The 25124-nt window shown below is 69.8% G+C and carries 23 protein-coding genes and 1 tRNA gene; 10 read left to right on the top strand and 14 right to left on the bottom strand.

Annotated elements, in window-relative coordinates:
* Window positions 1–150 precede the first annotated feature (150 nt).
* The gene (locus WJM96_RS03950) at window positions 151–1731 is read left to right on the top strand and encodes an ABC transporter substrate-binding protein (RefSeq protein WP_424811119.1); all 1581 of its coding nucleotides are present in this window, start codon (window positions 151–153) and stop codon (window positions 1729–1731) included.
* 86 nt (window positions 1732–1817) lie between these two features.
* Here the strand turns inward: WJM96_RS03950 and WJM96_RS03945 are convergent.
* A tRNA-Met gene (locus tag WJM96_RS03945) sits at window positions 1818–1894 on the bottom strand.
* Window positions 1895–1985: 91 nt separating this feature from the next.
* On the opposite strand from WJM96_RS03945, the gene WJM96_RS03940 reads away from it, so the two are divergent.
* From WJM96_RS03940 to WJM96_RS03920, 5 genes are all read left to right on the top strand, one after another.
* Window positions 1986–3368: a cytochrome P450 gene (locus tag WJM96_RS03940; RefSeq protein ID WP_424811118.1), complete on the top strand. Its 1383-nt coding sequence runs from the start codon at window positions 1986–1988 to the stop codon at window positions 3366–3368.
* A gap of 57 nt (window positions 3369–3425) precedes the next feature.
* Window positions 3426–4379 (top strand): Bug family tripartite tricarboxylate transporter substrate binding protein, encoded by a 954-nt coding sequence (locus WJM96_RS03935; RefSeq protein WP_424811117.1) that lies wholly within the window; start codon window positions 3426–3428, stop codon window positions 4377–4379.
* A gap of 2 nt (window positions 4380–4381) precedes the next feature.
* A complete protein-coding gene (locus tag WJM96_RS03930; protein WP_424811116.1) occupies window positions 4382–6061 on the top strand; it encodes an amidohydrolase in 1680 nt (559 codons plus the stop codon).
* 108 nt (window positions 6062–6169) lie between these two features.
* On the top strand, window positions 6170–6970 hold the full coding sequence (locus WJM96_RS03925; RefSeq protein ID WP_424811115.1) for a hypothetical protein: 801 nt from the start codon (window positions 6170–6172) through the stop codon (window positions 6968–6970).
* The gene (locus tag WJM96_RS03920) at window positions 6971–7507 is read left to right on the top strand and encodes a type II toxin-antitoxin system VapC family toxin (protein ID WP_424811114.1); all 537 of its coding nucleotides are present in this window, start codon (window positions 6971–6973) and stop codon (window positions 7505–7507) included.
* 3 nt (window positions 7508–7510) lie between these two features.
* On the opposite strand, the gene mnmA is transcribed toward WJM96_RS03920, so the two are convergent.
* The 5 genes from mnmA to WJM96_RS03895 form a co-directional block, all read right to left on the bottom strand.
* Window positions 7511–8572, bottom strand: coding sequence for a tRNA 2-thiouridine(34) synthase MnmA (gene mnmA / locus WJM96_RS03915; protein ID WP_424811113.1), 1062 nt, complete (start codon window positions 8570–8572; stop codon window positions 7511–7513).
* Entirely contained in the window at window positions 8569–9261 is a 693-nt protein-coding gene (locus WJM96_RS03910) for a TenA family protein (RefSeq protein WP_424811112.1), read from the bottom strand. Before WJM96_RS03910 ends, mnmA begins: the two co-directional genes overlap by 4 nt.
* Before the next feature lie 142 nt (window positions 9262–9403).
* Entirely contained in the window at window positions 9404–9718 is a 315-nt protein-coding gene (locus WJM96_RS03905; protein ID WP_424811111.1) for a ferredoxin family 2Fe-2S iron-sulfur cluster binding protein, read from the bottom strand.
* Window positions 9719–9726: 8 nt separating this feature from the next.
* Window positions 9727–10932, bottom strand: coding sequence for a cysteine desulfurase family protein (locus WJM96_RS03900; RefSeq protein ID WP_424811110.1), 1206 nt, complete (start codon window positions 10930–10932; stop codon window positions 9727–9729).
* 5 nt (window positions 10933–10937) lie between these two features.
* Window positions 10938–12044, bottom strand: a complete 1107-nt coding sequence (locus WJM96_RS03895; RefSeq protein WP_424811109.1) for a cysteine desulfurase family protein — start codon at window positions 12042–12044, stop codon at window positions 10938–10940.
* A 461-nt stretch (window positions 12045–12505) separates the two neighbouring features.
* Here WJM96_RS03895 and WJM96_RS03890 point away from each other — a divergent pair, with 461 nt between their 5' ends.
* On the top strand, window positions 12506–13252 hold the full coding sequence (locus tag WJM96_RS03890; RefSeq protein ID WP_424811108.1) for an alpha/beta hydrolase: 747 nt from the start codon (window positions 12506–12508) through the stop codon (window positions 13250–13252).
* Between the two features lie 148 nt (window positions 13253–13400).
* Window positions 13401–14366, top strand: a complete 966-nt coding sequence (locus WJM96_RS03885; protein ID WP_424811107.1) for a tripartite tricarboxylate transporter substrate binding protein — start codon at window positions 13401–13403, stop codon at window positions 14364–14366.
* Window positions 14367–14395: 29 nt separating this feature from the next.
* Here the strand turns inward: WJM96_RS03885 and WJM96_RS03880 are convergent, their stop codons facing one another.
* Genes WJM96_RS03880 through WJM96_RS03860 form a run of 5 tightly spaced genes read right to left on the bottom strand, consistent with a single transcriptional unit; the run spans window position 14396 to window position 19593 of the window.
* The gene (locus WJM96_RS03880; RefSeq protein WP_424811106.1) at window positions 14396–15568 is read right to left on the bottom strand and encodes an alpha-hydroxy acid oxidase; all 1173 of its coding nucleotides are present in this window, start codon (window positions 15566–15568) and stop codon (window positions 14396–14398) included.
* A 58-nt stretch (window positions 15569–15626) separates the two neighbouring features.
* Window positions 15627–16775: a mandelate racemase/muconate lactonizing enzyme family protein gene (locus WJM96_RS03875; RefSeq protein ID WP_424811105.1), complete on the bottom strand. Its 1149-nt coding sequence runs from the start codon at window positions 16773–16775 to the stop codon at window positions 15627–15629.
* A gap of 9 nt (window positions 16776–16784) precedes the next feature.
* A complete protein-coding gene (locus WJM96_RS03870) occupies window positions 16785–17675 on the bottom strand; it encodes a polysaccharide deacetylase family protein (RefSeq protein WP_424811104.1) in 891 nt (296 codons plus the stop codon).
* On the bottom strand, window positions 17672–18577 hold the full coding sequence (locus tag WJM96_RS03865; RefSeq protein WP_424811103.1) for a polysaccharide deacetylase family protein: 906 nt from the start codon (window positions 18575–18577) through the stop codon (window positions 17672–17674). Before WJM96_RS03865 ends, WJM96_RS03870 begins: the two co-directional genes overlap by 4 nt.
* Before the next feature lie 38 nt (window positions 18578–18615).
* The gene (locus WJM96_RS03860) at window positions 18616–19593 is read right to left on the bottom strand and encodes a Bug family tripartite tricarboxylate transporter substrate binding protein (RefSeq protein WP_424811102.1); all 978 of its coding nucleotides are present in this window, start codon (window positions 19591–19593) and stop codon (window positions 18616–18618) included.
* A 194-nt stretch (window positions 19594–19787) separates the two neighbouring features.
* Here WJM96_RS03860 and WJM96_RS03855 point away from each other — a divergent pair, with 194 nt between their 5' ends.
* On the top strand, window positions 19788–20858 hold the full coding sequence (locus WJM96_RS03855; protein ID WP_424811101.1) for a hypothetical protein: 1071 nt from the start codon (window positions 19788–19790) through the stop codon (window positions 20856–20858).
* Window positions 20859–20912: 54 nt separating this feature from the next.
* On the opposite strand, the gene WJM96_RS03850 is transcribed toward WJM96_RS03855, so the two are convergent.
* Window positions 20913–21368: a MaoC family dehydratase gene (locus WJM96_RS03850; RefSeq protein WP_424811100.1), complete on the bottom strand. Its 456-nt coding sequence runs from the start codon at window positions 21366–21368 to the stop codon at window positions 20913–20915.
* A 150-nt stretch (window positions 21369–21518) separates the two neighbouring features.
* Between WJM96_RS03850 and WJM96_RS03845 the strand changes: the two genes are divergently transcribed.
* A complete protein-coding gene (locus WJM96_RS03845) occupies window positions 21519–22670 on the top strand; it encodes an amidohydrolase (protein WP_424811099.1) in 1152 nt (383 codons plus the stop codon).
* Here the strand turns inward: WJM96_RS03845 and WJM96_RS03840 are convergent.
* Both WJM96_RS03840 and ftsY read right to left on the bottom strand, forming a co-directional pair.
* Window positions 22660–24138: a hypothetical protein gene (locus WJM96_RS03840; RefSeq protein ID WP_424811098.1), complete on the bottom strand. Its 1479-nt coding sequence runs from the start codon at window positions 24136–24138 to the stop codon at window positions 22660–22662. The genes WJM96_RS03845 and WJM96_RS03840 overlap by 11 nt on opposite strands.
* A 22-nt stretch (window positions 24139–24160) precedes the next feature.
* A complete protein-coding gene (gene ftsY / locus WJM96_RS03835) occupies window positions 24161–25102 on the bottom strand; it encodes a signal recognition particle-docking protein FtsY (RefSeq protein ID WP_424811821.1) in 942 nt (313 codons plus the stop codon).
* Window positions 25103–25124 lie beyond the last annotated feature (22 nt).

Here is a 25124-nt window from a genome sequence, read left to right as displayed (position 1 = left end):
GGAGCTTATGGCCCTGTCGCCACCGCTGCAATCCCAGCTTCCGCACTTGCCGCAGAAACCGGCCGAGCCTAGCCTTGGTTATCTACCGATCGGTCGGTCGGTACAAGGTTCGGAAATGGTCGCCAGAATGGCGGCGCGGGAGGATATCGCATGCGGCAATTCGTTGGCCGCCGGGCTTGGCTCGGCATGGTCGTGGGCCTCGGTTGCGCGGCGGGCGCCTCGGCCCAGACGCTCACCATGGGCGTCGGCTCGCCCGTTTCGTCGCTGGATCCGCACTATCATCAGCTTCGCTCGAACGGCGAGATCGCGCAGAGCATCTTCGACACGCTGGTCTCGACCGACGCCCAGGCCCGCATCCATCCCGCCATGGCCGAGAGCTGGCGCGCGCTGGGCACCGAAGGATGGGAGTTCCGCCTGCGGGAGGGCATCCGCTTCCACGACGGCACGCCCTTCACCGCGGACGACGTGGCCTTCACGCTCGAGCGCATCCCGACCGTCACGGGGCCCGGCGCCTCCTATTCGGGCCTGATCCGCCCGGTGAACCGCGTCGAGGTGGTGGATGACCGCACGATCCGCCTCTACACCAGCGGGCCCTCGCCGCTGCTGCCGACCTATCTGAGCCAGGTCGTCATGCTGAGCCGGAAGATCCACGCGGGCGCCGCGACGGCGGATTTCAACAATGGCCGCGTCGCGATCGGCACCGGCCCGTTCCGCCTCGTCTCCTACACCAACAACGACCGCATCGTGCTGGCCCGCAACGACCAGTACTGGGGCGACAAGGCGCATTGGGCGGAGGTGAACTACCGCATCATCACCAACGACACCGCGCGCACGGCGGCGCTGCTGGCCGGCGACGTGGACTTCATCGACCAGGTGCCCACCAGCGACCTCGCTCGCATGCGCCGCGACAGCCGCCTCCGCGTCGCGGAGACCACCAGCCTGCGCGTGATGTACCTGACGCTGGACGGCACGCGTGAGACGCCCGGGCCGGGCATGGCCGCCACCGGGGGCGGCGCGCTGGACCGCAACCCGCTTGCGGATGCGCGGGTGCGGCGGGCGCTTTCGATGGCGCTCGACCGGCGGCTGATCCAGGAGCGGGTGATGGAGAACGCCGCGCTCGCCAGCGCGCAATTGATGCCGCCGGGCAGCTACAGCAGCCTGCCCGACCTGCCGGTGCCCGCCGCCGATCCGGAGGGCGCGCGCCGGCTCCTGGCCGAGGCCGGCTGGCCGCAGGGCTTCCAGATCACGCTGGCCGGCTCCAACGACCGCTACATCAACGACGCGCGCGTCGTGCAGGCGGTGGGCCAGATGTGGACGCGCATCGGCGTGCGCACGACCATCGAGGCGCAGCCCTATGCGAGCTTCATCGGCCGCGCGACGCGGCGCGAGGCGCCGGTCAACCTGCTGAGCTGGGGCAACTCGACCGGCGAGGTCTCGGTGCTGCTGAACTCGGTGCTGCGGACGGTGAACCGCGAGCGCGGCCACGGCTCCTCGAACCGGATCCAATACTCGGCCCCCGCCCTGGATAGCCTGATCGGCCAGGCCGAGATCGAACTGGACGAAGCACGCCGCGAGGTCCTGCTGCAGCAGGCCACCCGGCTGGTGCTGGAGGATCATCCCGTCGTCCCGCTCTATCTGCAGAACGCCGTCTGGGCGATGCGCTCGAACCTCACCTACGAGGCGCGGTCGGACGAGCGGAACGACCCGTCATCCATCCGCCCCGCCAGGTAGGCCGGCGGCGCCAGGCGAGATCCGGCCCGCGGGAGCGGCGCCGGGTCAGCTGAATTTTCCGGGGAACCGGCCGAGCCGGCAAATCCTGGTAGCGGCGAGCGGACTTGAACCGCTGACCCCGGCATTATGAGTGCCGTGCTCTAACCAGCTGAGCTACGCCGCCATCCAGTGAGGCGGGGAGGTAATCGGCGCGCCCCCGCCTGTCAATGCAAGGACGGACCCGGCCCTTCACTTCATGCGCCCCCGACGCGAAGATGTGGCATGCCCTGCGCGCGCGCCGAGGCCGCGTGACGGCCGCCGACTTCATCCCGCCCCGCCCGGCGCTGGCCAGCGGCTATCCCAGCCTGGGCCGGGCCCTGCACGCCTCGGTGCGGGATATCCTCAGCCTCTTTCCCGAATCGGGGTTCGATCGCCGGCTCATCCCCTTCCGCACCCTGGCCCGCCGCGTCCTGGTGGTGAACGAGCCGGAGCTGATCCGGCAGGTCTTCATCGGCGGCCACGCCCAGTACGGCGCCAAGAGCCAGCATTTCCAGCAGGCCCTGGTACCGGTCATCGGCGACAGCATGTTCCTCAATTCCGGCGCCGTCTGGGCCACCCGGCGGGAGGTGATGGCGCGCATGCTCCACCCCTCGCGCACTGGGCAGTTCCACCCCCTCTTCACCCGGGGGGCGGAGGAGCTGGCCGAAAGCTGGTCGGGCGAGGTGGACGTGGCCCCGGGCTTCGCGGCGGCCACCGCGCTCGCCGTCATGCGCGCCCTCTTCGGCCCGGACGAGCCGCCCGAGGCCGCCGCGCGCCTCGCCCGGGCCTTCGCCACCTATGAAAGCTCGGTCCTGGCAGTGGATTTCGCCCATGTGATCGGCCTGCCGCGCGCCATCTCCGGCTGGCAGCGCCGCGCCGCGCACCGGGCGGCGAGCGAGGTGCGGGCCATCTGCGCCGAGCGGATCGCGGCGGCCGGCGACACGCCCGGCGGCCTCTTCGCCGAGCTCCGCGCGGCCTGCGCCGCCGACGGCGCCCCCCTGCTGGACGCGACGCAGCTGGTGAACGAGGTCGCGACCCTGCTGCTCGCGGGCAGCGAGACCTCGGCCAACGCGCTCACCTGGGCCTTCTACCTCGTGGCCCGGCACCCCCCGACCCTGGCGCGGCTGCGCCAGGAGCACGCACAGGTGCTCGGCGGCCGCACGCCCGAGGCAGAGGACCTGCCCGCTCTCCCCTTCACCCGCGCCGTGATCCAGGAGGCGATGCGCCTCTTCCCGCCCGTGCCCTACCTCTCGCGCCAGGCGGCGGAGCCCGGGCAGGTCGCCCATGCCGCCGTGGGCCGGGGCGACACGGTGATGGCCATCACCTGGCTCCTGCACCGCAAGGGCGAGTTGTGGGACGCGCCGCATGCCTTCCGGCCCGAACGCTTCCTGCCCGACGCGCCGCGCAAGCCGCCGCGCTTCGGCTACCTGCCCTTCAGCCTGGGCCCGCGCGTCTGCGCCGGCGCCGCCTTCGCCATGGCGGAGATGACGGTCTTCCTCGCGACGCTGCTGCAGCGCCTGGATGTCTCGGTGGATCCGGGCTTCGTGCCCGTCCCCGGCGCGCGCCTGACGCTGCGGCCGCAGAACGGCATGCGGCTGAAGTTTACCAGAAGGGGCTGATGGCCTTCGGGTAAAATGTATGGTGCAAATATATTCGCACCTGCCCGGAGACGATGCATGCGTCGAATCGCCCTCGCCACCCTGCTCGCTATCACGGCAATTGCCGGCAGTGCGGGCGCGCAGAACACGCCCGTCACCCTCGTCGTGCCCTATGCCCCCGGCGGCACGATCGACGTGCTGGCCCGCGTGCTGGGCCCCGCCCTCTCGGCCGAGCTGGGGCAGACGGTCGTCATCGACACGCGGCCGGGCGCGGGCGGCAATGTGGGCGCGGCCTATGTGGCGCAGCAGTCGCGGCCGGATGCGCAGACCGTCCTCTTCACCGGCGCCGCGCTTTCCAGCAGCGTCTCGCTCTCCAGCCTCAGCTTCGATCCGGTGCGCGACCTCACGCCCGTGCTGGGGATGGGCGCCATCCCTTCGCTGATGGTGGTCTCCCCCAACTCGCCCTACCGCACGGCCGCGCAATTCCTGGCGGCGGCGAGCGCACGGCCGGGGACGGTCAGCTACGGCTCCTCGGGCCCGAATACCGGAAGCCACCTCGCCGGCGTGCTGCTGGCCGCCGCCACGGGGACGGAGCTGCTGCACGTGCCCTATCGGGGCTCGGGCGCCGTCTATCCTGACCTGATCGCGCAGCGCATCGACACGCTGCTCGACATCATGGCCTCCAGCATCGGCCAGGTGCAGCAGGGCGCGGTGCGGGCCATCGGCATCACCTCGCGCGAGCGTTCCGCCGTGCTGCCCGACGTGCCCACCATCGCCGAGACGGTGCCCGGCTACGCCTTCGAGACCTGGGTCGGCCTCTTCGTGCGCAGCGGCGCGCCGGAGGAGTCGCTGCGCCGACTGGAAGCCGCGGCGCTGCGCGCCATGCAGGCCCCCGCGGTGCAGGAGCGCCTGCGCCTTTCCGCCGCGCAGCCCATCCCGGCCGACCGCGCGGGCTTCGCCGGATACTTCCGGGAGGATGTGGACCGCTGGGCCGCCATGGTGCAGCAAGGGCGCCTGCAGAAGGGAGAGTGAGCGTGAGTGTGCACGAACCGGCCGACCTGATCCTGAGCGGCGGCAAGATCATCACCGCCGACGCGAAGTTCAGCATCGCCGAATCCGTCGCCATCCGCGCCGGGCGCTTCATCGCCGTGGGCGAGGACGCCATGGTCCAGCGCCACCGCGCCTCCCATACGCAGGAGATTGCGCTCGGCGGCCGCCCGGTGATGCCGGGCCTCATCGACGGCCACGCGCATATGGACCGCGAAGGGCTGAAATCCGTCTTCCCCTCGCTCGCCGGCTGCCGCTCCATCGCCGAGATCCAGAAGCGCATCGCCGAGCTCGCGAAGGACAAGGCGCCGGGCGAGTGGATCGTCACCATGCCGATCGGCGAGCCGCCCTTCTATTTCGACCTGCCGCAATCGCTCGCCGAGGGCCGCTGGCCCACGCGGCAGGAGCTGGACGACGCGGCGCCGAACAACCCCGTCTATATCCGCTCCATCTGGGGCTATTGGCGGCACAGCCTGCCGCTGGTCTCCATCGCCAATACGCGGGCGCTGAAGCTCGCGGGCATCACGGGCGAGACGGCGCCGCCGCATGCCTCCGTCACCATCGAGAAGGATGCTTCGGGCCAGCCCAGCGGCGTCTTCGTCGAGCAGGGTTTCGTGCCGCTGGTGGAGCTCGCCTTCTTCCACATGGCGCCGGGCTTCACCATCGCGCAGCGCGTCGCGGCGCTGCCGCGCTCCACGGCTTATTACCACGCCTTCGGCACCACCTCGGTCTACGAGGAGCATGGCGTGGCGGCCGAGCTGCTGGCCGCCTACAGGCAGGTGCATGCGGCGGGCAAGCTGACCATGCGCTCGCACCTCGCCTTCAGCCCGGACTGGCGCGGGATGGAGGATGTCTCGATGGAGCGGCTGATCGGCGGCTGGGCGCATCAGCTCGCCGGCGACGGCATGGGCGACGACATGCTGCGCCTTTCCGGCATCATCACCGAGATCGGCAAGACGCCCGACAATGCCGTGCGCGCGCAGGCCGCGCCCTATACCGGCTGGGCCGGCTTCAACTACGACATGGGGCTGGAGCGCGAGCGCGCGAAGGAGATGCTGATCGCCTGCGCGCGGCACGGCATCCGCGCCATCGGCATCTGGCCCAACATGCTCGACCTCTATGAGGAGGTGAACGCGGTGGTGCCGATCCGCGACCTGCGCTGGGTGCTGGGCCACATCGCCGTGCTGAGCCGCGAGCAGGTGAGCAAGATCCGCGACCTCGGCCTCGTGATCACGACGCACACCAACCGCTACATCTACAAGGAAGGCCACCTGCTGCAGGAGCGAAACAAGCTGCCCGACGAGGACAGCATCTCGCCGCTGCGCTGGCTGGAGGAGGCGGGCGTGACCTACTCGCTGGCGACGGACAACGTGCCGGTCTCGCTGTTCTACCCGATGTGGCAGTCGGTCTCGCGGATGAGCCTCTACACGCAGAAGATGGTGGGCGAACGCCAGGCGATCAGCCGCGAGAGCGCGATCCGGGCCGCGACGAATGCGGGGGCTTATCTGACGATGTCGGAGAAGGACAAGGGGGCGATCGAGGTGGGGAAGCTGGCGGATCTCGCGGTGCTGACGGCGGACCCGCTGACGGTGGAGCTGCCGGCACTGAAAGATGTGGCGTCAGAGCTGACGATGGTGGGGGGGAAGGTGGTGCACGGGGGTGGTTAGATTATGGATGATAGTAGCTCGACGCTTGGACGGTTCAATCTAATTGCCTTTACCCACATCGAGTCGGCCGATAGAATCCTTTGCGGGTAGCTATGTCCACGAGGCGGTATGGCGCGACTTAAGGTACGGTTTGTATTAAATCGAGGGCGCCATGGCGCTCCCCTCTCGAAGCTTGGCCGAATTGCCGAACAAACCGAAAAATTTCTTCGTTCTCTCGCGAGTGATTGTCATGTCTCTACTAATCCAGGGGAATGGCTTGGAGTTAATTTTAGAAACGGTTCGGTTGAATATGACGCCGAATTTCAGAGAGATGTTAACGCGGGTGATGCGCAGGTTTTTGCTCGCAACCTTGAGTTTTTAGCGGACTACGATTCTGCGAGCGACGGACTAAATGGCTCGATCAGCAATGCAACTGCATTGGAATTTGCCAGAATTGGTTCCTTAATTGACCCCGATGAAGTTATCGGTTTGGGCATATTCCCAGTACATGGCGGGTCTTTAAAGTGGAGAAATATCACTTATAGCCAAACCGCTAATCTCCGAAGGGAGATTGAGACGCCATTACCTGCTCATGGCGCTCTTCAGGGAATTCTTCATGCTTGGTTTAAAGAAGCAAGAGAGCCTAACTTCCAAATAAGAGATTTATCCAACGATAATCTTATTAAGATAAGTTACCCATCGTCTTTGTATTCTCAAGTCGCTCAGGCCGTTCAGGAACGAACTACGGTATTGATAGTGAGCGGCTTGATAAACTTTAATCGAGCGACGCGCCAACCTTTAGACATGGTTGCAGAGCGCATCGAGCGTCAACGGATGTTATCGGCTGCCGAATTTGAACGGCTTGTTGGTAGTGAACCTAATTTCGTGGCAGACATGACGGAGTTCGAGCACGATCACGAGGTCACTTGAATGGCCGATTTGCGCAAAGTTTATGTCGATTCGTGCTGTTTCATAGATTTAGTGAGAACGGACATTGGCAAGTCCGTCACTTCCGAGCGGGAGCATGACGTTTGGTATCTCAAGCGGCTCCTCGAAGCACACAGGGATGGAGAGGTGCTCGTTTTCACTTCAGTCCTCTCTGTTGCCGAATGCAGACATGCGGGCGACAATAATATTAGTGACGAGGTAAAATCTCAATTTAATCGCTTATTGTGCTCAGGCCAGTACGTTCGACTTGTTATGATGACTCCATTTATTGCACAGGACGCAAGAGATCTGCATTGGGTACATGGTATCCTAGGCATCAAGGGCGCCGACAGCATCCATATTGCATCTGCCCTTGACCGAAAATGCGAAGAATTTCTTTCCTGTGACGGTCGATTAGAACGAATAGGAGCTCAAAGCGGCCCTCTTTCCAGATTTGGGCTATACTCCAAACGGCCAAAAGATACCTCTTGCCTACCAGCAAAGTATTTGCAGATGGAGCTAGGCAATACGAAGCACTGATAATTAGCGAATGGCCCCACCCGCAATCACCCGCCCCTCCCAATAAACCACCGCCGCCTGCCCCGGCGCCGCGATCCCCGGCACATCCGGCGTCAGAACCAACTCCGCCCCATCCCACTCCGCCATCATCCCCGCCGGCCGCTCGCGCCCGCGCAGCTTCGCCTCGCAGCGGAAGGCACCGGCAGGCGGCTCGATCAGCCAATTCACCTCGCCCACGCGGATCCGTGCCTGGGCCAGCTTCTCCCGATGCGCCACCACCACGCGCCGCTTCGTCGCGTCCAGCTGCGCCACGAAGAGCGGCGCCTCGTCCTCGCGCCGCGAAATCCCCAACCCGCGCCCCTGCCCCACCGTGTAGCGCGCCAGCCCACGATGCTGCCCCAGCACCCGGCCTTCCTCGTCCACGATCTCGCCCGGCTCCAGCGCCTCCGGCCGGAACTTGCCGACCACATCGGCATAGGTCCCGGTCGGCACGAAGCAGATGTCCTGGCTGTCCGGCTTCTCCGCCACCGCGACGCCGAGCCGGACGGCCTCGGCCCGCACCTCCGCCTTGGTGGCGTAGCCGCCCAGCGGGAACAGCGTCTTCGCGAGCTGCTCCCGCGTGGTCTGCGCCAGGAAGTAGGACTGGTCGCGCACGGGGTCCACGGCCTGGTGCAGTTCCGGCCCCTCCGGCCCGTCGATGCGGCGCGCGTAATGGCCCGTGGCCAGCGCCTCGCAGCCGAGGTCCGCGGCCAGCTCCGTCAGGTCGTGGAACTTCACCGTCTGGTTGCAGCGGATGCAGGGGATGGGCGTCTCGCCGCGCGCGTAGCTGTCGGCGAAGTCCTGGATCACGGCCTCGCGGAAGCGCTGCTCGCGGTCCAGCACGTAGTGCGGGATGCCCAGGTGCTCGGCCACGTTGCGCGCGTCATGGATGTCCTGCCCCGCGCAGCAGGCGCCCTTCTTCTGGATGGCGGCGCCGTGGTCGTAGAGCTGCAGCGTGGCGCCGACGACCTCGTGCCCCTGCTCGTGCAGCAGCGCGGCCACGACCGACGAGTCCACGCCGCCCGACATGGCCACCAGGATCTTCATCGGACCGCGTCCAGCCCCTGCTGCCAGAAGCGCTGCTCCAGCCGCGCGGCCATCGAGAAGTCCCGCAGCAGGCCGGCGAAGCGCGCCTCGCCGCCGTGGCTCTCGCCCAGCGCGTCGATCCGGTGCGCGGCGGCTTCCGCCAGCGCCTGGTAGCCATCGGCCGAATAGGTGTCGATCCAGGACTGGTAGGGGTTGCCCGCCACCATCCGCTTCGGGTCGGCCAGGATGCGCCGCGCCACCTCGCCATAGCCCACGGTGCAGGGCACCAGCGCGATCTCGAGGTCCATGATGTCGCCGTGCATGCCGCGGTCCATGACCCAGCGGGTGTAGCTCACGGTCTCCATGCTCTCGGGGATCATCGTGACCTGTTCCTCGGAAAGGCCCCACTCCGCGCAGTATTTCAGGTGCAGCAGCGTCTCGTCGAGGATGGCGAGCACGGCGGCGGCCTTGCCCCGCATGGCGGCCAGGCTCTCGCCCTTCACCACCGCCAGCGCCTTGGCGCGCGCGAAGTGGATGAGGAAGAGGTAGTCCTGGATCAGGTAGGTCTGGAACGCCTTCAGCGGCAGCGTGCCGTCCGAGAGCCGCTGCACGAACGGGTGCCAGGTGTAGGCCGACCAATCCGTGCCGGACGCCGCCCGCAGCCGGCGGAACAGCCCCCCTTCGGCGCCAAAATCCTCAATGCCCCGCATCACTTCTCCTCCGGGGCGGGCCGTCGTGCCTTCCGCCCCCCGCAATCCCGGCGGAGCTTCGCTTCGCCGGGCCACTCCGAACCCAACAAGCCCAGGCCCCATCCCGGGGCCCCGCAAAAATGCGAAGCGTTCTTGTGGGGTATCAGCCGGCCTTGGGCAGCTTCACGACGAGCCCGTCCAGCTCCTCGGTCATGATGATCTGGCAGCCCAGGCGGCTCGTCTCCTGCAGGTCGAAGGCGAGGTCGAGCATGTCCTCCTCATCCTCCGTCGGCTCGGCGAGCTTCGTGAACCAGTCGCTGCCCACGATGACATGGCAGGTGGCGCAGGCCAGGCTGCCCTCGCAGGCGCCCTCGATGTCCACGCCGTGACGATGCGCGATCTCCAGCACGGACAGGCCGAGGGGCGCTTCCACTTCGCGCGGGCTACCATCGCGCTCGATGAAGGTCATCTTGGGCATTCTGCAAACTACTCCGCGGCGTGGCTCTGGGCGACGAGGCCCTTCCAGGCCGCGCCCATCAGGGCCGCGGCCTTCTCCGCCTCGGCGGGCGAGGTAAAGCGCCCCAGCCCAATCCGCAAGGTGGCGCGGGCCTCCGGCTCGCGAATCCCCATGGCGCCCAGCACGTAGGAAGGCGCGATCTCGGCCGAGGAGCAGGCCGAGCCGGTGGAAAGGCAGAGGTCCGGCACCGCCGCCATCAGGGCCTGGGCATCCACCCCGCCCGGGAAGGTAAGGTTGAGGTTGCCCGAGACCCGGGCCTCCATGCTGCCATTCACGCGCAGGCCCGGGATGGCGGCCTTCAGCCCGTCCAGCAGGATCTGCCGCTGGCCCGCGATGCGGCCGGCATCCAGCGTGCCCTCGGCGGCCGCGATGCGCGCGGCCTCGCCGAAGCCGATGATGAGCGGCGCCGGCAGCGTGCCGCTGCGCAGCCCCCGCTCCTGCCCGCCGCCGGAGAAAAGCGGCGCCAGGCGCACGCGCGGACGGCGGCGGATATAGAGGCCGCCCACGCCCTTGGGGCCGTAGATCTTATGGGCGGTGACGGACATGAGGTCCGCGCGGATCTCGTTCACATCCAGGGGGATGCGCCCCGCGCCCTGGGCGGCGTCGGTGTGGAAGAGGGCGCCGGCCTCCTTCACCAGCGCGCCGATGGCGGCGAGGTCCTGGATGACGCCCGTCTCGTTGTTCACGGCCATGACGGAGACCAGCAGCGTCGGCGTCTCCAGCGCCTCGCGCAGGACATCCAGGTCCAGCAGGCCGTCGGGCCGCACCGGCAGGATGACGGGCTCGAAGCCCTCGGCCCCCAGGTCGCGGACGGATTCCAGGACGCATTTATGCTCGGTGGCGAGCGTGATGACGCGGCGCGGGGAGCCTTTGCCGCCTCGCGCTTCGCCGCCGGCGGAGGTGCCCGCGAAGCGCGCGGCGCCCTTGATGGCGATGTTGTTCGATTCCGTGGCGCCGGAGGTGAAGATCACCTCGCGCGCCTCGGCCCCGATCAGCGCGGCGACCTGGGCGCGCGCGGCCTCCACCGCCTCCTCCGCCGCGCGGCCGAGCGCGTGCTCCACGGAATGCGGGTTGGCGAAATTCTCCTCCCACCACGGCCTCATACAAGCCAGCACGCGCGGATCCATGGGCGTGGTCGCGTGGTGGTCGAGGTAGATGGGGCGGTTCGGTCGCATTCCGACTATGTGGAGGCACTTGCCCTGCGTGACGAGAGGCGCTTGTGCATGGCCGCGTAGGCGGCAAGGAAACGCTGCGGCGCATCATCCGGCGCGTTCCACGGCAGGGAGATGCGGATGCCGCAGGCCGCGTCCGCCCCGAAACCCATCGCCTCCAGCACATGCGAGGCCCCGACCTTGCCCGAGGAGCAGGCCGCCCCCGCCGAAACCCGGATGCCGGCGAGGTCGAGCGCGATCACCTGCGTCTCCGCCGGCACGCCCGGCCAGACGGCCAGGCTGGTATTGGGCAGGCGGGGCGCCCCACCCCCCGCGATGACGATGGCGGGGTCGAGCTCGCGCAGCCCGGCCTCGATGGCATCGCGCAGGCCGGCGATTCGGCGGGCGTCGTAGGGCTCGGCGGCGGCCGCGCCGAAGGCGGCGATGGCCGGCAGGGGCTCGGTGCCCCCGCGCCGCCCGCGCTCCTGCCCGCCGCCGGCGATGAGGGCGGGCAGATGCAGGCCGGGCGCGAGGATCAGCGCGCCGGCCCCCGGCACACCCCCCATCTTGTGGGCCGAAATGGCGATGCTCGCGGCACCCAGCCGGCGCGCGTCCAGCCCGACGCGCCCGGCCGACTGCACGGCGTCCACATGCAGCAGGGCGCCGTGAGACGCACAGAGCGCCGCGATCTCATCCAGCGGGTTGAGCACGCCGGTCTCGTTGTTCGCAGCCATCAGGCAGACCAGGGCGGGCGCGCCCTCGGCCAGCAGGGCGAGAAGGTGTCCCAGGTCGGCCCGCCCGTCCGGGAGCACGCGGATGGTCTCGGCGGCGGAGGCGGCGGCCCGGACGGCGGGGTGCTCGGTGGCGCCCACCAGCACGCGGCGCCCGGGCGAGAGCCCATGCAGGGCCAGCGCATTGGCCTCCGTCCCGCCCGAGGTCAGCACCACATCGCCGGGCGCGGCGCCGAAGCGGTCCGCGACCTGGCGCCGCGCGCGCTCCACGACGCCACGGGCGGCCCGTCCCCCGGCATGGATGGACGAGGGATTGCCGCCCTGGCGCAGCGCCGCCACCAGCGCGGCCTTGGCGGCCGGGCGCAGGGCTTCCGTCGCATTGGCATCGAGATCGAGCGGATCCATCTGGCTCCTCTCGGCCGGGCGGGCCGGGCGGTCAATTCCCGGCCGTGTCAGCGGGCGGCGCGGTGCCGCGGCGGCGGCGCGACTCGGGGATGAATTCCTGATGAGGACTTTGCCTGGGCTGCCATGCAATTAAGCCGACCCAGCCATGCAGCCTCTCGGATGAATCCATTATGAATTCAGCATCGCAGCTGACTATGATGCGCCCGTCGCGCACGACAGATGCGACAAATCTCTCGAAGCGATTGTTTTTCTTGCCGAATGAGACGATTTCGGCAGATACCGCCCGGTTTCCCTTGGGTCGCCCAGACCCATGAAAGGGTATGCAGTCTGGCGGTGGGAAGGATGCGCGTCAATGCACGCATCTCCCGGCATGGACTTTCGAGAACCACATGGGCAGCACGCCCGCGACGCCGGTCTCCCCCGGGACCGATTGACGCCGCGGGTGCCAGCTGGATCCCCAGGTGGGTACGCGCCATCTCGGCGTCGGGAGGCCCTCGGCAGGGGTTTCGCGGCGCCCAAAGAAACGGACAAAGGACACGATGCCTGAAGTCATGTTCGCCGGGCCCGACGGCCGCCTCGAAGGCCGCTATCATCACGCGAAGCGGCCCAATGCCCCCGTGGCGCTGCTTCTTCACCCGCACCCCCTCCATGGCGGGACGATGAACAATCGCGTGGTGCACGGGCTCTACGGCAAGTTCCAGTCGATGGGCTTCTCCGTGCTCCGCTTCAACTTCCGCGGCGTGGGCAAGAGCCAGGGCCGTTACGACGGCGGCATCGGCGAGATCAGCGACGCCGCGGCGGCGCTCGACTTCCTTCAGGCGGTGAACCCGAACGCGTCCATGCTCTGGGCGGCGGGCTATTCCTTCGGCTCCTATGTCGGCATGCAGCTCCTGATGCGGCGCCCGGAGATGGGCGGCTTCGTCTCGATTAGCTCGCCGGCCAGCCACTACGACTTCGGCTTCCTGGCGCCCTGCCCCTGCTCGGGCATGATGATCCATGGCGAGGATGACGAGCTGGTGCCGCTGAACAGCGTGCAGAAGCTGGTCGACAAGCTGAACACCCAGAAGGGCGTCGCCATCGACTTCCGCTCGATCCCGAAGGCCGGCCACGTCTTCTCGCCCGAGCAGGTCGAGACCATCACGGAGATGACCGAGGACCACGTCCTCTCCATGATGAACCGCGGCCGCATGGCCCTCGCGGCGGACTGAGAGCTTCCGCTCCTCGAAAAAGCCGGCCCGGCCTCGCCGCGGCCGGCTTTTTTGTGTCCCTGGCCCGGATCGCCCCGGGCAGATCGCAACGCACCCGGAATTTCCCGCGCCGCGAAAGCGTCATATATCTCGAGGCGGAGGAATACCGATGATCGCCCGCCGCACCCTTCTCGCCGTGCCGAGTCTCCTGGCCGCGCCTGCCCTCGCCCGTGCCCAGGCCGCCGAATGGCGCCCGGACAAGTCGCTCACCATGATCGTCGCCTTCGCGGCCGGCGGCGGCACGGACGCCGCGGCCCGCACCATCGCGCGCTTCATGGAGAAGGATCTCGGCCAGCCCGTCGTGGTGCTGAACCGGCCCGGCGCCGGCGGCGAGATCGGCTTCACCGAACTGGCGCGCGCCCGGCCGGACGGGCTGACGATCGGCTTCATCAACACGCCGCACATCGTCACCCTGCCGATCGAGCGCCGGACGCGCTTCCGGCTCGAGGATTTCTCGCTGATCGGCAATATCGTGGACGATCCGGGCGGCCTGTGGGTGCGCGCGGATTCCGACATCCGGGATTTCGCGAGCCTTCTCGCCGCCGCCCGTGCCCGCCCGGGCACGATCGGCTACGGCACCACCGGCGTCGGCTCGGACGATCATCTGGCCATGCTGGCGCTGGAGCGCGCCTCCGGCACCAGCTTCCTGCACGTGCCCTTCGGCGGCAGCGCGCAGGTGAAGCAGAACCTGCTCTCCCGCGCGATCCCGCTCGCCGTCATGAACGTGGCCGAGGGCGTGAACGAGACGCGCCAGGGCGTGCTGCGCCCCCTGGCGCAGATGGGCGCCACGCGCTGGGCGCCGCTCGGCGACGTGCCGACGCTGAAGGAGCTGGGCTTCGACGTGGTGGAGGGCTCGATGCGCGGCATGGCGGCGCCCGCCGGCCTGCCGCCCGAGATCCTGGCCCGCCTCTCGCTCGCCGTCCGGCGGACCGTGGAGAATCCGGAGTTCAAGGCCAGCGCCGAGCAGCAGAGCCTGCCGCTGCGCTTCCTCGGCCCGGAGGAATACCTGGCCGAGCTGCGCGGCCTGCAGCGGAACTACCAGTCGCTCTGGGACCAGCATCCCTGGCGCGACTGAGCGGTAGGTGGGGGCTCAGCCCCCCCTGATCAGGCCCCCGTGCCGCCGGTCCGGATCAGGTATTGCGGCCCGAGCTCCTCGAGCGCGTTCACGCCCAGCAGCGCCATGTCGCGGTCCATCTCGCCCTTCATGAGCCGGATGGCGTGGGCGATGCCCTCCTGCCCTGCCACGGCCGCCGCATGCAGCATGGGCCGGCCGACGAAGCAGAAATGCGCGCCGAGCGACAGCGCCTTCAGCACATCGGTCCCGCGCCGGATGCCGCCGTCGATCATCACCGCCATCTGCCCGGCCGCCGCCGCGATGTCGGGCAGGATGCGAAGGGGGCCGGAAGTGCTGTCGAGCTGACGGCCGCCATGGTTGCTCACGATGATGCCGTCCGCGCCCTCCTGCTCGGCGCGGCGGGCGTCGTCGGGGTGCATCACCCCCTTCACGATCAGCCAGCCGGGCCAGCGGCGGCGGATCAGCGCCAGGTGCTCCCAGTTCAGATGGTCGCGCGCCGTGAAGTCGCGCAGGACGTTGCGCGCCAGGATGGGCGCCCCGCGCTCGGCGAAGCTGTTCTCGAAATGCGGCATCCCGTGCTGCGCCCAGGTCCGCAGGAAGGAGCCGATGGACCATTTGGGGTGCATCGCGCCGTCCATGAACAGGCGCAGCGACGGGCGCAGCGGGGTGGAGAAGCCGTTGCGGACGTTGTTCTCGCGGCTCGGCAGCACGGCCGTGTCCACCGTCAGCAGCAGCGTGCCGAAGCCCGCCGCCGCCACGCGGTCCACCAGCGCCTCGACGCGGGTGGAATCGCCGGGCAGGTAGGCCTGGAACCAGGCGTCCGGATTGGCTGCGATCACCTCCTCCATGCGGATCAGCGACGAGCCGGAGAGGATGAAGGGCACCTCCGCCTCCCGCGCCGCCTGCGCCAGCGCGAGGTCGCCGCGATAGGCCACGAGAGCGGCCATGCCCATGGGCGCGATGCCGAAGGGCGCCGCCCAGTCCCGCCCGAAGATCGTGCGCCGGAAGGTGCGGGGCGAGACGTCGCGCAGCACGCGCGGCAGGAAGTGCAGCTCGGAATAGGCGCGGGCGGCATCCGCCAGGGAGGCGTTCCGCTCGGTCGCGCCGGCGATGTAGCCGAAGATCGGCCGGGGCAGATGGCGCCGGGACATCTCCTCGAAATCGTCGAGGCAAAGGGCGCGCTGGGCGATACGGGTGCTCATGCCGCGGGACTGTAACGTCTGGACCCATCAGCGCCAGACGGCGAAGCCGGATTTTGCCTCATGCCGCGCGATGCTCCATGTGGCGGACCAGCCACCCGGACGCCGCGCCCAGGTCCGGCTCGACGCCCAGGCCCGGGCCGGGAGGCAGCGTGAAGATGCCGTCGCGCATGCGCGGGAAGGGCTGGGCCAGCGCCTCGCGGAAGGGGTTCTCCATCACGTCGTGCTCCAGCATGCCGGGGCCGCCCGCCGCCGCCAGCACCTGGGCCGCCGCCAGCAGCCCGATGCCGCCCCCCAGCCAGTGGGGGCAATAGGAGCGCCCGGCCGCGATCGCGCGCCGGCCCACCGCGAAGGCCCCCGCCACCCCGCCCCATTTCAGCGTGTCCGGCTGCACCACGCCGTGATTTCCATGGGCGATGAGGGCGGCGAAGTTCTCGAAGCCCATGACGTTCTCGCCGCCGGCCAGCGGCACGGGCGAGAGCATGGCGAGCTCCGCCCATTCGGCGGCGGGACGGTCCGCCGGGATGGGCTCCTCGATCCAGCCCAGCCCATAGGCACCCAGGCGCCGCACGGCGCGGCGCGCCTCGGGCAGGTCCCAGCCCTGGTTGGCGTCGATCATCAGCCGCTCGCCGGGCCTGAGGTCGCGTGCGAGGCGGGAGACGGTCGCCTCGTCCGCCTCCGCGCCGAAGCCGACCTTCACCTTGAAGGCGCGGAAACCGGCCTCGCGGCAGCGCGCCACCGTCTCGGCCGAGCTGTCGGGGTTCAGGCCGCTGGCATAGGCCGGGATCTCTCGCCGCACGCCGTCGCCGCCCAGCAGCGCGCGCAGCGGCTTGCCCGCCCGGCGCGCCGTCAGGTCCCACAGCGCGAGATCCAGCCCCGCGATGCAGGCCGCGAAGGGCCCGGGTTCGCCCACCTGGTTGACCCAGCGGACCGTGCGCGCGGTCAGGCTGTTCCAGGCATCGGACGGATCGGCATAGCTGGCCGCGAGCGCGGCGGGCGCGATCACCGTCTCCAGCAGACGCTGCTTGTTGTCGGCGCCATAGGGCGGGAAGTTGCACCAGACCTCGCCCCAGCCATGGGCGCCCTCGGCGTCCTCGACGCGCAGCAGCAGGGCGCTGCGGCGCGCGATGCTGCCGAAGGACATCTTCACCGCCTCCTTCACCTCGGCGCGGTAGAGGAAGGTCTCGATACGGGCGATGCGAAGGGTCATGTCGGGCTTTCAGGGATGATGATGCGCGATCCAGTGGCGCGCGATCTCCTCGCGCCGGCAGACCCAGACCTGCGGTTGCGTCTTCACCCAGTCGAGCAGCTTCGCGAGCCCCGCCGCGCGTCCGGCATGGCCGATGATGCGGTTGTGCAGCCCCACGCTCAGCATGCGCCCGCCGGGCTCGGCCAGCATCAGCTCGATCGCGCCCTGGATGTAGCGGAAGAATTCCTCGCCCGTGGTCAGCGCCGCGCGCTGGAAGCGGATGTCGTTGTGGGTCAGCGTGTAGGGCACGACGAGGCGCTTGCGGCCGCCGACATCGCGCCAATAGGGCAGCTCGTCGTCATAGGCGTCGCAATCATAGAGGTAGCCCGCTTCCGCGAGCAGGTGGCGCGTGTGCAGCGACGGCGCGTAGCGCGTGTACCAGCCCAGCGGCGCGCTGCCCGTCATGCGCGCGATGATCTCGGTGGCCTCGGCGATGCGGCGGCGCTCCGTCGCCTCGTCCATGCCGATATGCATCTCCCATTTCCAGCCATGGCCGCAGACGTCCCAGCCCGCCTCGCGGATCGCGGCGGCGGCCTCGGGCGTGCGCTCCAGCGAGCGCGCGACGGCGAAGACGGTGCAAGGCAGGTTCCGCTCGGTGAAGAGGCGGTGCAGGCGCCAGAAGCCCACGCGGCTGCCGTACTGGAACATGCTCTCGGCGCCGAGGTCGCGCCCCTTCACGGCGGCGGTGCTGCCTTCCGTCAGCGCGTTCTCGCTGCGCGGATCGCCGTCGGGGATGCTCTCCTCGCCGCCCTCCTCGTGGTTGATGACGAAGTTGAGCGCCACCTTGGCGCCGCCCGGCCAGCGCGGGTCGGGCGGGTTGCGGCCGTAGCCCTCGAAGTCGCGCGGATGGCTGTCGGTCATGGCAGATCTTCCGATCCGGGCACGGTGCCCTTCGGCAGCGTCGCGACATACTCCGCCAACTCGCCCGGGCGCGTGATCCAGAGCTCGTCGCGATGGGCCATGATGTGGCGCAGCGCCTGGCGGAAGGGCTTCAGCCGGTGCGGCTGGCCGATGATGAAGGGATGCAGCACGACGCTGCACACCAGCGGCCGCTTCGCCGATTGCCGCAGCAGCTCGTCGAACTGGTCCACGATCATCTCGGCGAATTCGCGACCGCTGTGCTGGCGCGCGACAAGCGCCGGGCTGTCGTTGATCTCGACCGAATAGGGCACGGAGAGGATAGGGCCCGCGCGCGTCGTCATCCAGAAGGGCTGGTCGTCCGCCGGCCAGTCCATGACATAGGTGAAGCCCGCCTCGCGCAGCAGGTCGAGCGTCGCGCCGCTCTGCGCGATGTAGGGGCCGAGCCAGCCGCGCGGCGGCGTACCCGCATGGCGCGCCAGCACGTCGCGGCTTTCCTCGATGAGGCGGCGCTCGTCCTCTTCCCACATGCCGTCCTGGCGCTCGGAATTGCTGCGGCCATGGCCGATGAACTCGTCGCCGCGCGCACGCAGCGCGGGGCCGATCTCGGGGCAGGCTTCCAGCGCCGCGCTGTTGATGTTGTGCGCGGACGGGATGCCGAGTTCGTCCAGCGTGTCGAGCAGGTTCCACAGGCCCACGCGGTTGCCGTAGTCGCGCCACGCGTAGCTGCGCTGGTTCTGCACGGGCGTGAGGCCCGTGCTGTCCGAGCCCATCCCCGCGCGATAGGCGAAGTGCTCGATGTTGTTGACGACATGCAGCGCGAGGCGCTTGCCGCCCGGCCATTCATAGGCCGGGCGTGTCGGGATCGCGCTGTGCGCGTAGCGGGAATGGGTGGGTAGCTTCATGGGTGCGGATGCTCGCCCGCATATCCCGGTGCGGCAAGCTACTCGATCTTCACGCCGGCGGCGCGGACGATGGGCGTCCAGCGGTCGTATTCCTCGCGCACGAAACGGTCGGTCGCGGCGGCGTCCATCCAGATCGCCTCGCTGCCCAGGTCGCGCAGGCGGGCGCGGGCATTGGCCGTCTCCAGCGCCTCCTTCGAGAGGTTGGCCATGCGCTGGATGATCGGCGCGGGCGTGCCCTTCGGCGCGAAGAGGCCCGTCCAGGAGCGGACGGCGTAGTCCGGCACGCCGCCCTCGGCGACGGTGGGAAGATCGGGCCGCAGGCTCACGCGCTGGCCGGTGCAGACCGCGATGATGCGCACGCGCCCGGCCTCGGCCGGCGGGATGACGGTGGGCAGGTTCATGAAGGCGAGCTCGATCGTGCCCGCCACGAGGTCCGTCAGCACGGGGCCGCCGCCGCGATAGGGCACATGCGTCATGTCGAGGCCCGTCCGCATGCGAAAGAGCTCGCCCGCGAGATGGTTGGAGGAGCCGACGCCGGAGGAGCCGAAACTCATGCCGCCCCGCTTGCCGCGGATATGCGCGATCAGCTCCTGCACGTTATGGACCGGCAGGCTGGGGTTCACCGCGACCACGTTGGGCACGTCCACCCACATGGCCATGCTCTCGAAGACATCGCGCACATCGTAGCCGATCTCGCCCGAGATGAGCGGGTGGAAGACGTGGTTGGAGGCGGAGGAGACGAACAGCGTCTGCCCGTCCGGCCGCGCGCGCATGGCCTGGCCCATCCCCACCGCGCCGCCGCCGCCGGGCCGGTTCTCGACGAGGAAGGGCTGGCCGGTGCGCCCCTCGAAGGCCGGGGAGAGCAGCCGCGCCACCACGTCGTTGGAGCCGCCCGGCGCCCAGGGGACGATCATCGTCACCGGGCGGCTCGGCCAGGAATCCTGGGCCAGGGCGCTGCGGGTCATGATGGCGGGGGCGAGCAGGCCGGAGGCGGCCAGCAGGGCGCGACGCTTCATCGGATCGGATCCTCGGGGTGTTTTGTTGCGCGGAAGGATACACCAGCCCGCCCGGCCTGCCATCCGGATGCTGCAACCACGCCACAGACAAACAAATGGTTGCGAAAGCGCGACCCGGCGCCACCGATGATCCATGGCGCATTATTCAGACACGGTTTAGGGTTCGCGCGAGTGGCAGCGGAATGAGATGGAAGATGCGGGCAACCCAGCTGGCAGTTCTGGCGGGAGCGGCGGCGATGCTGAGCGCCTGCGGCGCCACCATTCGCGACGGCATACAGTCCACGGGCGGCGACGTGTTCTTCCTGCAGAACAGCAGTCTCAGCGGCTCCCGCGCCGTGACCGCGGGCCTCAATGAAGCGCAGGAATTCTGTTCGGCCCAGGGCCGGCAATTCGTGATGCAGAACAGCCGCGTGGGCTCGGGCAGCTACCAGCTGGAGTTCCGCTGCGTGACCCCGGGCAGCCTGGGCCCGGTCGCGCGCCCCACCTATTCCGCGCCGGTCGCCGAGGCGTCCGAGCCCCGCCGCCGCCGGGGCAGCCGTGCCGCGAGCACGGATACCGCCGCCGAGACGCCGGCGCCCCGCCGCGGCCGGGGCCGCCGCGCCGACGATCTGAACGCCGCCTATGCGGGCGGCGGAACCGCGACCACCACCATGGCCGCCCCTGCCGCGCCCGCTGCGATCAATTACGGTTCCGGCTACGCGCAGGGCGGCTATCTGCCCGCCCAGCCGGTAACGGCTCAGCCCATGGTGGCCTCTGCGCAGCCAGCCATGGTCCAGCAGCCCCAGGCGATGCAGACCTCGACGCGGGCACAGCCCAATCTGCCGGCGGAGCTGCCGCCGGTGGCCACCACGCCGCTGTTCAACCCGCCGCCCGGCACGCATTTCGCGCCGACGCCCGCACCGATGCGCCTGCCGGCCGACAACCGGCCCTATGCCCCGGTGGCGGGCCAGGCAGGGCCGGCCCCCGCCGGCACCGCCATCACGCCGGCCGCGGCGGCCCCGGCCCAGCCGCTCTCCGATGGACTGCCGCCGATCCAGGTCACGCCTGTCGTGGCGCCGAGCGCCGCGCCGGCCGCGTCCAGCACCTCCAGCCGGGCCGCTCCGGCACCCCAGACCTATGTGGTGCCGAGCCCGAATGCGCTGCCGGGCGCGAATTCCGCGCTGACGCCGATCGCGGCGCCGCCGGTCTCGGAGCGGCCGGCGCCGCGTGCGCCCGTCCAGAACCTCAACGTGCCGCCGCCCGGCTTCTTCACCGGGCCGCGCTGAGCGGTTTCAGCGCGACGGCGTAGAATCCGGCCGCGCGCCCGCCGCCTGAGGGCGTCAATCGTAAACCTGCGCGAGCGTCTCCGCGACGAGGCAGGGGCGCGGGCTGCCCTCCAGCTCCATCTCGTTCTCGATGGTGATGCGCACGCCGCCCTGGATCGGCTCGCAGGCCTTGAGCGTGGCATGCAGCCGCACGCGGGAACCCGCGGGCACCATCGCCGTGAAGCGCACCTTGTTGGTCCCGTAGTTGATCGCACGCGAGCGCTTCACCACGCGATAGATGGTCGGCGCCAGGCGCGGCAGCAGCGAGAGCGTGAGGAAGCCATGGGCGATGGTCTTGCCGCCCGGCATCTCCTTCTTCGCGCGCTCCACGTCGATATGGATCCACTGGTGGTCGCCCGTGGCTTCCGCGAAGAGGTCGATGGTCTTCTGGTCCACCGTGAACCAGTCGCTCGTGCCGAGCTTCTTGCCCACCCATTCCTGCATGGCGGCAGGCGATTCGATATCCAGCATGGCGATTCCTTCCCAGTGTCCGGCGGCAGATTGCCGTGCCTCCGCCGCGCTGGCGAGAGGGGGGCCGTCCGGACGGCCGGTCGGGCCACGCCGCCCTTTCCCCTGCGTTGCGGAAACGCTCTGATGCCGCCGGACCTGGAGACAAGATGAATGGACCCGTCCCTCGCCGCGACCCTCACCGCCTGGCGCCGCCACCTGCACGCGCATCCCGAGCTCTCGCAGCAGGAGAGCGAGACCTCGCGCTACGTGCAAGAGCGGCTGGCTGAGCTCGGCATCCCCTTCGTCGCGGGCGTAGGGCAGCACGGCATCGTCGCGACGCTGAAGCGCGGCGGCTCCAACCGCAGCGTCGGGCTGCGCGCCGACATGGACGCGCTGCCGATCGAGGAGACGACCGGCCTCCCCCATGCCTCCACGAAGCCGGGCGTGATGCACGCCTGCGGGCATGACGGGCACACCGTCTCGCTGCTCGGCGCGGCGGCGCTGCTGCGGGACGACCCTTCCTGGAGCGGCACCGTCCAGCTCATCTTCCAGCCCGCCGAGGAGAATGGCGCGGGCGCGCGCGCCATGATCGCGGACGGCCTCTTCGAGCGCTTCCCGATGGACCAGGTCTTCGCCTTCCACAATCTGCCGGGGCTGGAGGCGGGAACAGTGGGCCTGCGCCCCGGGCCGATCCTGGCGCAGGGCGGGCGCATCGCGATCACCGTGAAGGGCCATGCGGGCCACGCCGCCAAGCCGCACCTGACGCGGGACCCCATCGTGGCCGCCGCCGCCCTCGTCGGCGCGCTGCAGAGCGTGGTCTCGCGCAACGTCGATCCCATGGAGCCCGCGGTGCTGACCATCGGCACCATCCATGGCGGCACGGTGAGCAACCAGATCCCGGAATCCGTGGTGCTGGAGGGCACCGTGCGCTCCTTCCGCATCGGCCAGCGCGAGGAGATCGTCGCCGACATCCAGCGCATCTGCGGCGGCATCGGCGCCGCCTTCGGCGTGGAGGTCACGCTGGAGGCGAGCCGCGCCGGCCTGCCCACCATCAACAGCGCGGCCGAGGCCGAGCTGGGCTGCGAGGCCGCCGAGGCCGCGGGCTTCCCCGTGAAGCGCGACATCCCGGCCAGCACGGGCGGCGAGGATTTCGCGGCCATGCTCCAGATCGTCCCCGGCGCCATGGCCTGGATCGGCAACGGCCCGTCCGAGCCGGGGCGCGAGCTGCACAATCCCGGCTACGACTTCAACGACGCCATCCTGCCGGTCGCATCCGGCTGGCTCGCGGGCGTCGCGAAGCGGGCGCTTGCCGCTAGCGGTTGATCGACGGCGGCTTGAAGCTGGGCACCGTTGGCAGGGGCTGCGCGGGCGGCTTCGGCCCGAAGCGCATGGTGGCGTAGGTCCCGCCCGCGATCGCGACCAGCGCGCCCACCAGGATCAACAGCGCCGCGCGCCAGGCCGCGAAGGGATGGCGCCGGACGGGCGGCGGTGGCGGCGCCGCGGCCCTGGAGCGGCGGGCGGCGACGGTCATCGCATCGGCCAGCTCGTTCAGCGGCCGCAGCCGGCCCTCGCCCTCGATGCGGAAGAGGCGGCGCTTCAGGTCGATCTCCGCTGCGATGGCCCCGCCCTCGTGATAGCGCCGTAGCCCGAGGCGCAGCTTCCCGGGCCCGGGGAAGATCGGCGAGGCGTCCCAATCCGTGTTCCAGAAGTCGACCAAGACCTGGCCCGTCGCGGTCTCGACCACGCGCGGCGCGCGGACCCAATGGGAATTGCCCCACTCGACCTCCTGCAGATCCACGCGAAGCTCGCCATCCGGCGAGATGAGGCGGCGGAAGCCGGAGCCGGCGGCGCCCTGGCGCGCTTCCTCCAGCGCCATGTCCAGCTCCTCCAACGGCCGCTCCGGCCCGCCGGCGCCCTGGTCGCGGAAGACGCGCCGCGCGGGGTCGATGCGAAAGAGCGCGTCGAAGCCGTTCAGCTCGGCACGCAGGAAGAGGCTGCCATCCGGCCGGTTCTCGGCCCAGCTCGTGCCCCAGCGGGCGGCATCGGCCCGGACGCAGCCGGTGGCGGCCTCCGTCACCACCGCCCAGGAGGAGAAGGAATGGTCGCGCCCGTTCATGTATTCGCCGAGGCGATGCGCGAACCGCAGCGAGCCGTCGGCGGAAACGCCCTGCGAGATGACGGGCAGGTCGGTGGGCAGCCAGAAGCCCCAGACGCCATTCGAGAGCTCGCCGACCGCGAAGCGGACGCGGCCCGTGCCCTCGCCCGCCTCCAGCACCTGATGGGAATGCATCTGGCCGGGATGGGTGGGGTGGGGCAGCTCGACCGGCGGGCCCGCCTCGTGCCAGGGCACCGACCAGACATCCACGCCGCCGATCCGCAGGCCGTCGCGCTCGAAGCCGATATGCAGGAAGCGCCAGCCCCCCGTCTCGCGCGCCGATTGCAACGGCGCAGCGGGGACGGCCGCGGCCGGAACCGGCGGGGGCGGAGGCGGCGGCGCGCGCCGGAGGAAGTGGCGCAGCGTGAAGCCCAGGACGATCCCCGCGAGCCATATCCCGAGCCAGGGCAGCAGGAGGAAGGCGCCCATATAGGCCAGCGGGTAGAGCGAGGCGCCCAGCCAGCCGGCGGGCATCGGCTGCGTCGCCGCCTCCCAGAAGATCCAGCCGTAATAGGCGAAGAGTGGAGAGATCAGCCACAGCACCGTGGTGCGGCCCAGCCAGCGCGTGGGCACCGCCCAGATCACCAGCGCCGGCACCACCACCAGCCCGACCAGGAGCAGCAGGCGGCTGTCCATCGTCCCCCCTTGGGGAGAGGTGCTAGTCCTCCAGGCCCACGAGGCTGCGCGCGAAGTCCCGCGCCTCGAAGGGCCGAAGGTCCGCCGCCTTCTCGCCCACGCCGACGGCATGGACGGGCAGGCCGAATTCCTGCGCCAGCGCCACGACCACGCCGCCCTTGGCCGAGCCGTCCAGCTTGGTCACGACGAGGCCCGTCACGTCCACCATTTCCTTGAAGACGCGCACCTGGCTGACGGCGTTTTGGCCCGTGGTGGCATCGAGCACGAGCAAAGTGGAATGCGGCACGGAGGCATCCTCGCGCCCCAGCACGCGCACGACCTTGCGCAGCTCCTCCATCAGCGCGGACTTGTTGTGCAGGCGCCCAGCGGTATCGACCAGCAGCACGTCCACGCCCGCGGCCTTGGCGCCCTTCAGCCCATCGAAGGCGAGGCCCGCCGCATCGGCGCCCATCTTGGCCGGCGCCACCACATGCGCGCCCGTGCGCTCGCCCCAGACCTGGAGCTGCTCGACGGCCGCCGCGCGGAAGGTGTCGCCCGCCACCATCCAGACCTTGAGCCCGCGCGCGCGATACTGCTCGGAGAGCTTGGCGATGGTGGTGGTCTTGCCCGTGCCGTTCACGCCCACCACCAGCACGACATGCGGCGCGCGGCGCGGCTCGATCACCAGCGGCTTCGCCACGGGGGCGAGGATGGCGGAAATCTCGTCGGCCAGCGCGGTCTTCACCTCCTCGTCCGTCACCTCGCGGCCGAACTTGGTGCGGCGGAAGCTCTCCACGATGCGGCCGGAGGCGGCGACGCCGAGGTCCGCCGTGATGAGCATCTCCTCCAGTTCCTCCAGCGCGGCATCGTCCAGCTTGCGCTTGGTGAAGACGCTGCCGATGGCATCGGTGAGCTTGGCGGTGGAACGCGAGAGACCGGCCTTGAGCCGCGCGAAGAAGCCGCGCGGGGCCTCCGGTTCCTCGATCGGCGCCTCGGCCACCGGGAAG

This window comes from Roseococcus sp. YIM B11640, from assembly GCF_049727625.1.
Taxonomy (GTDB): domain Bacteria; phylum Pseudomonadota; class Alphaproteobacteria; order Acetobacterales; family Acetobacteraceae; genus Roseococcus.
Note: the sequence above shows the minus strand (reverse complement) of the source record. Positions and strands in the feature narration are given on the sequence as shown.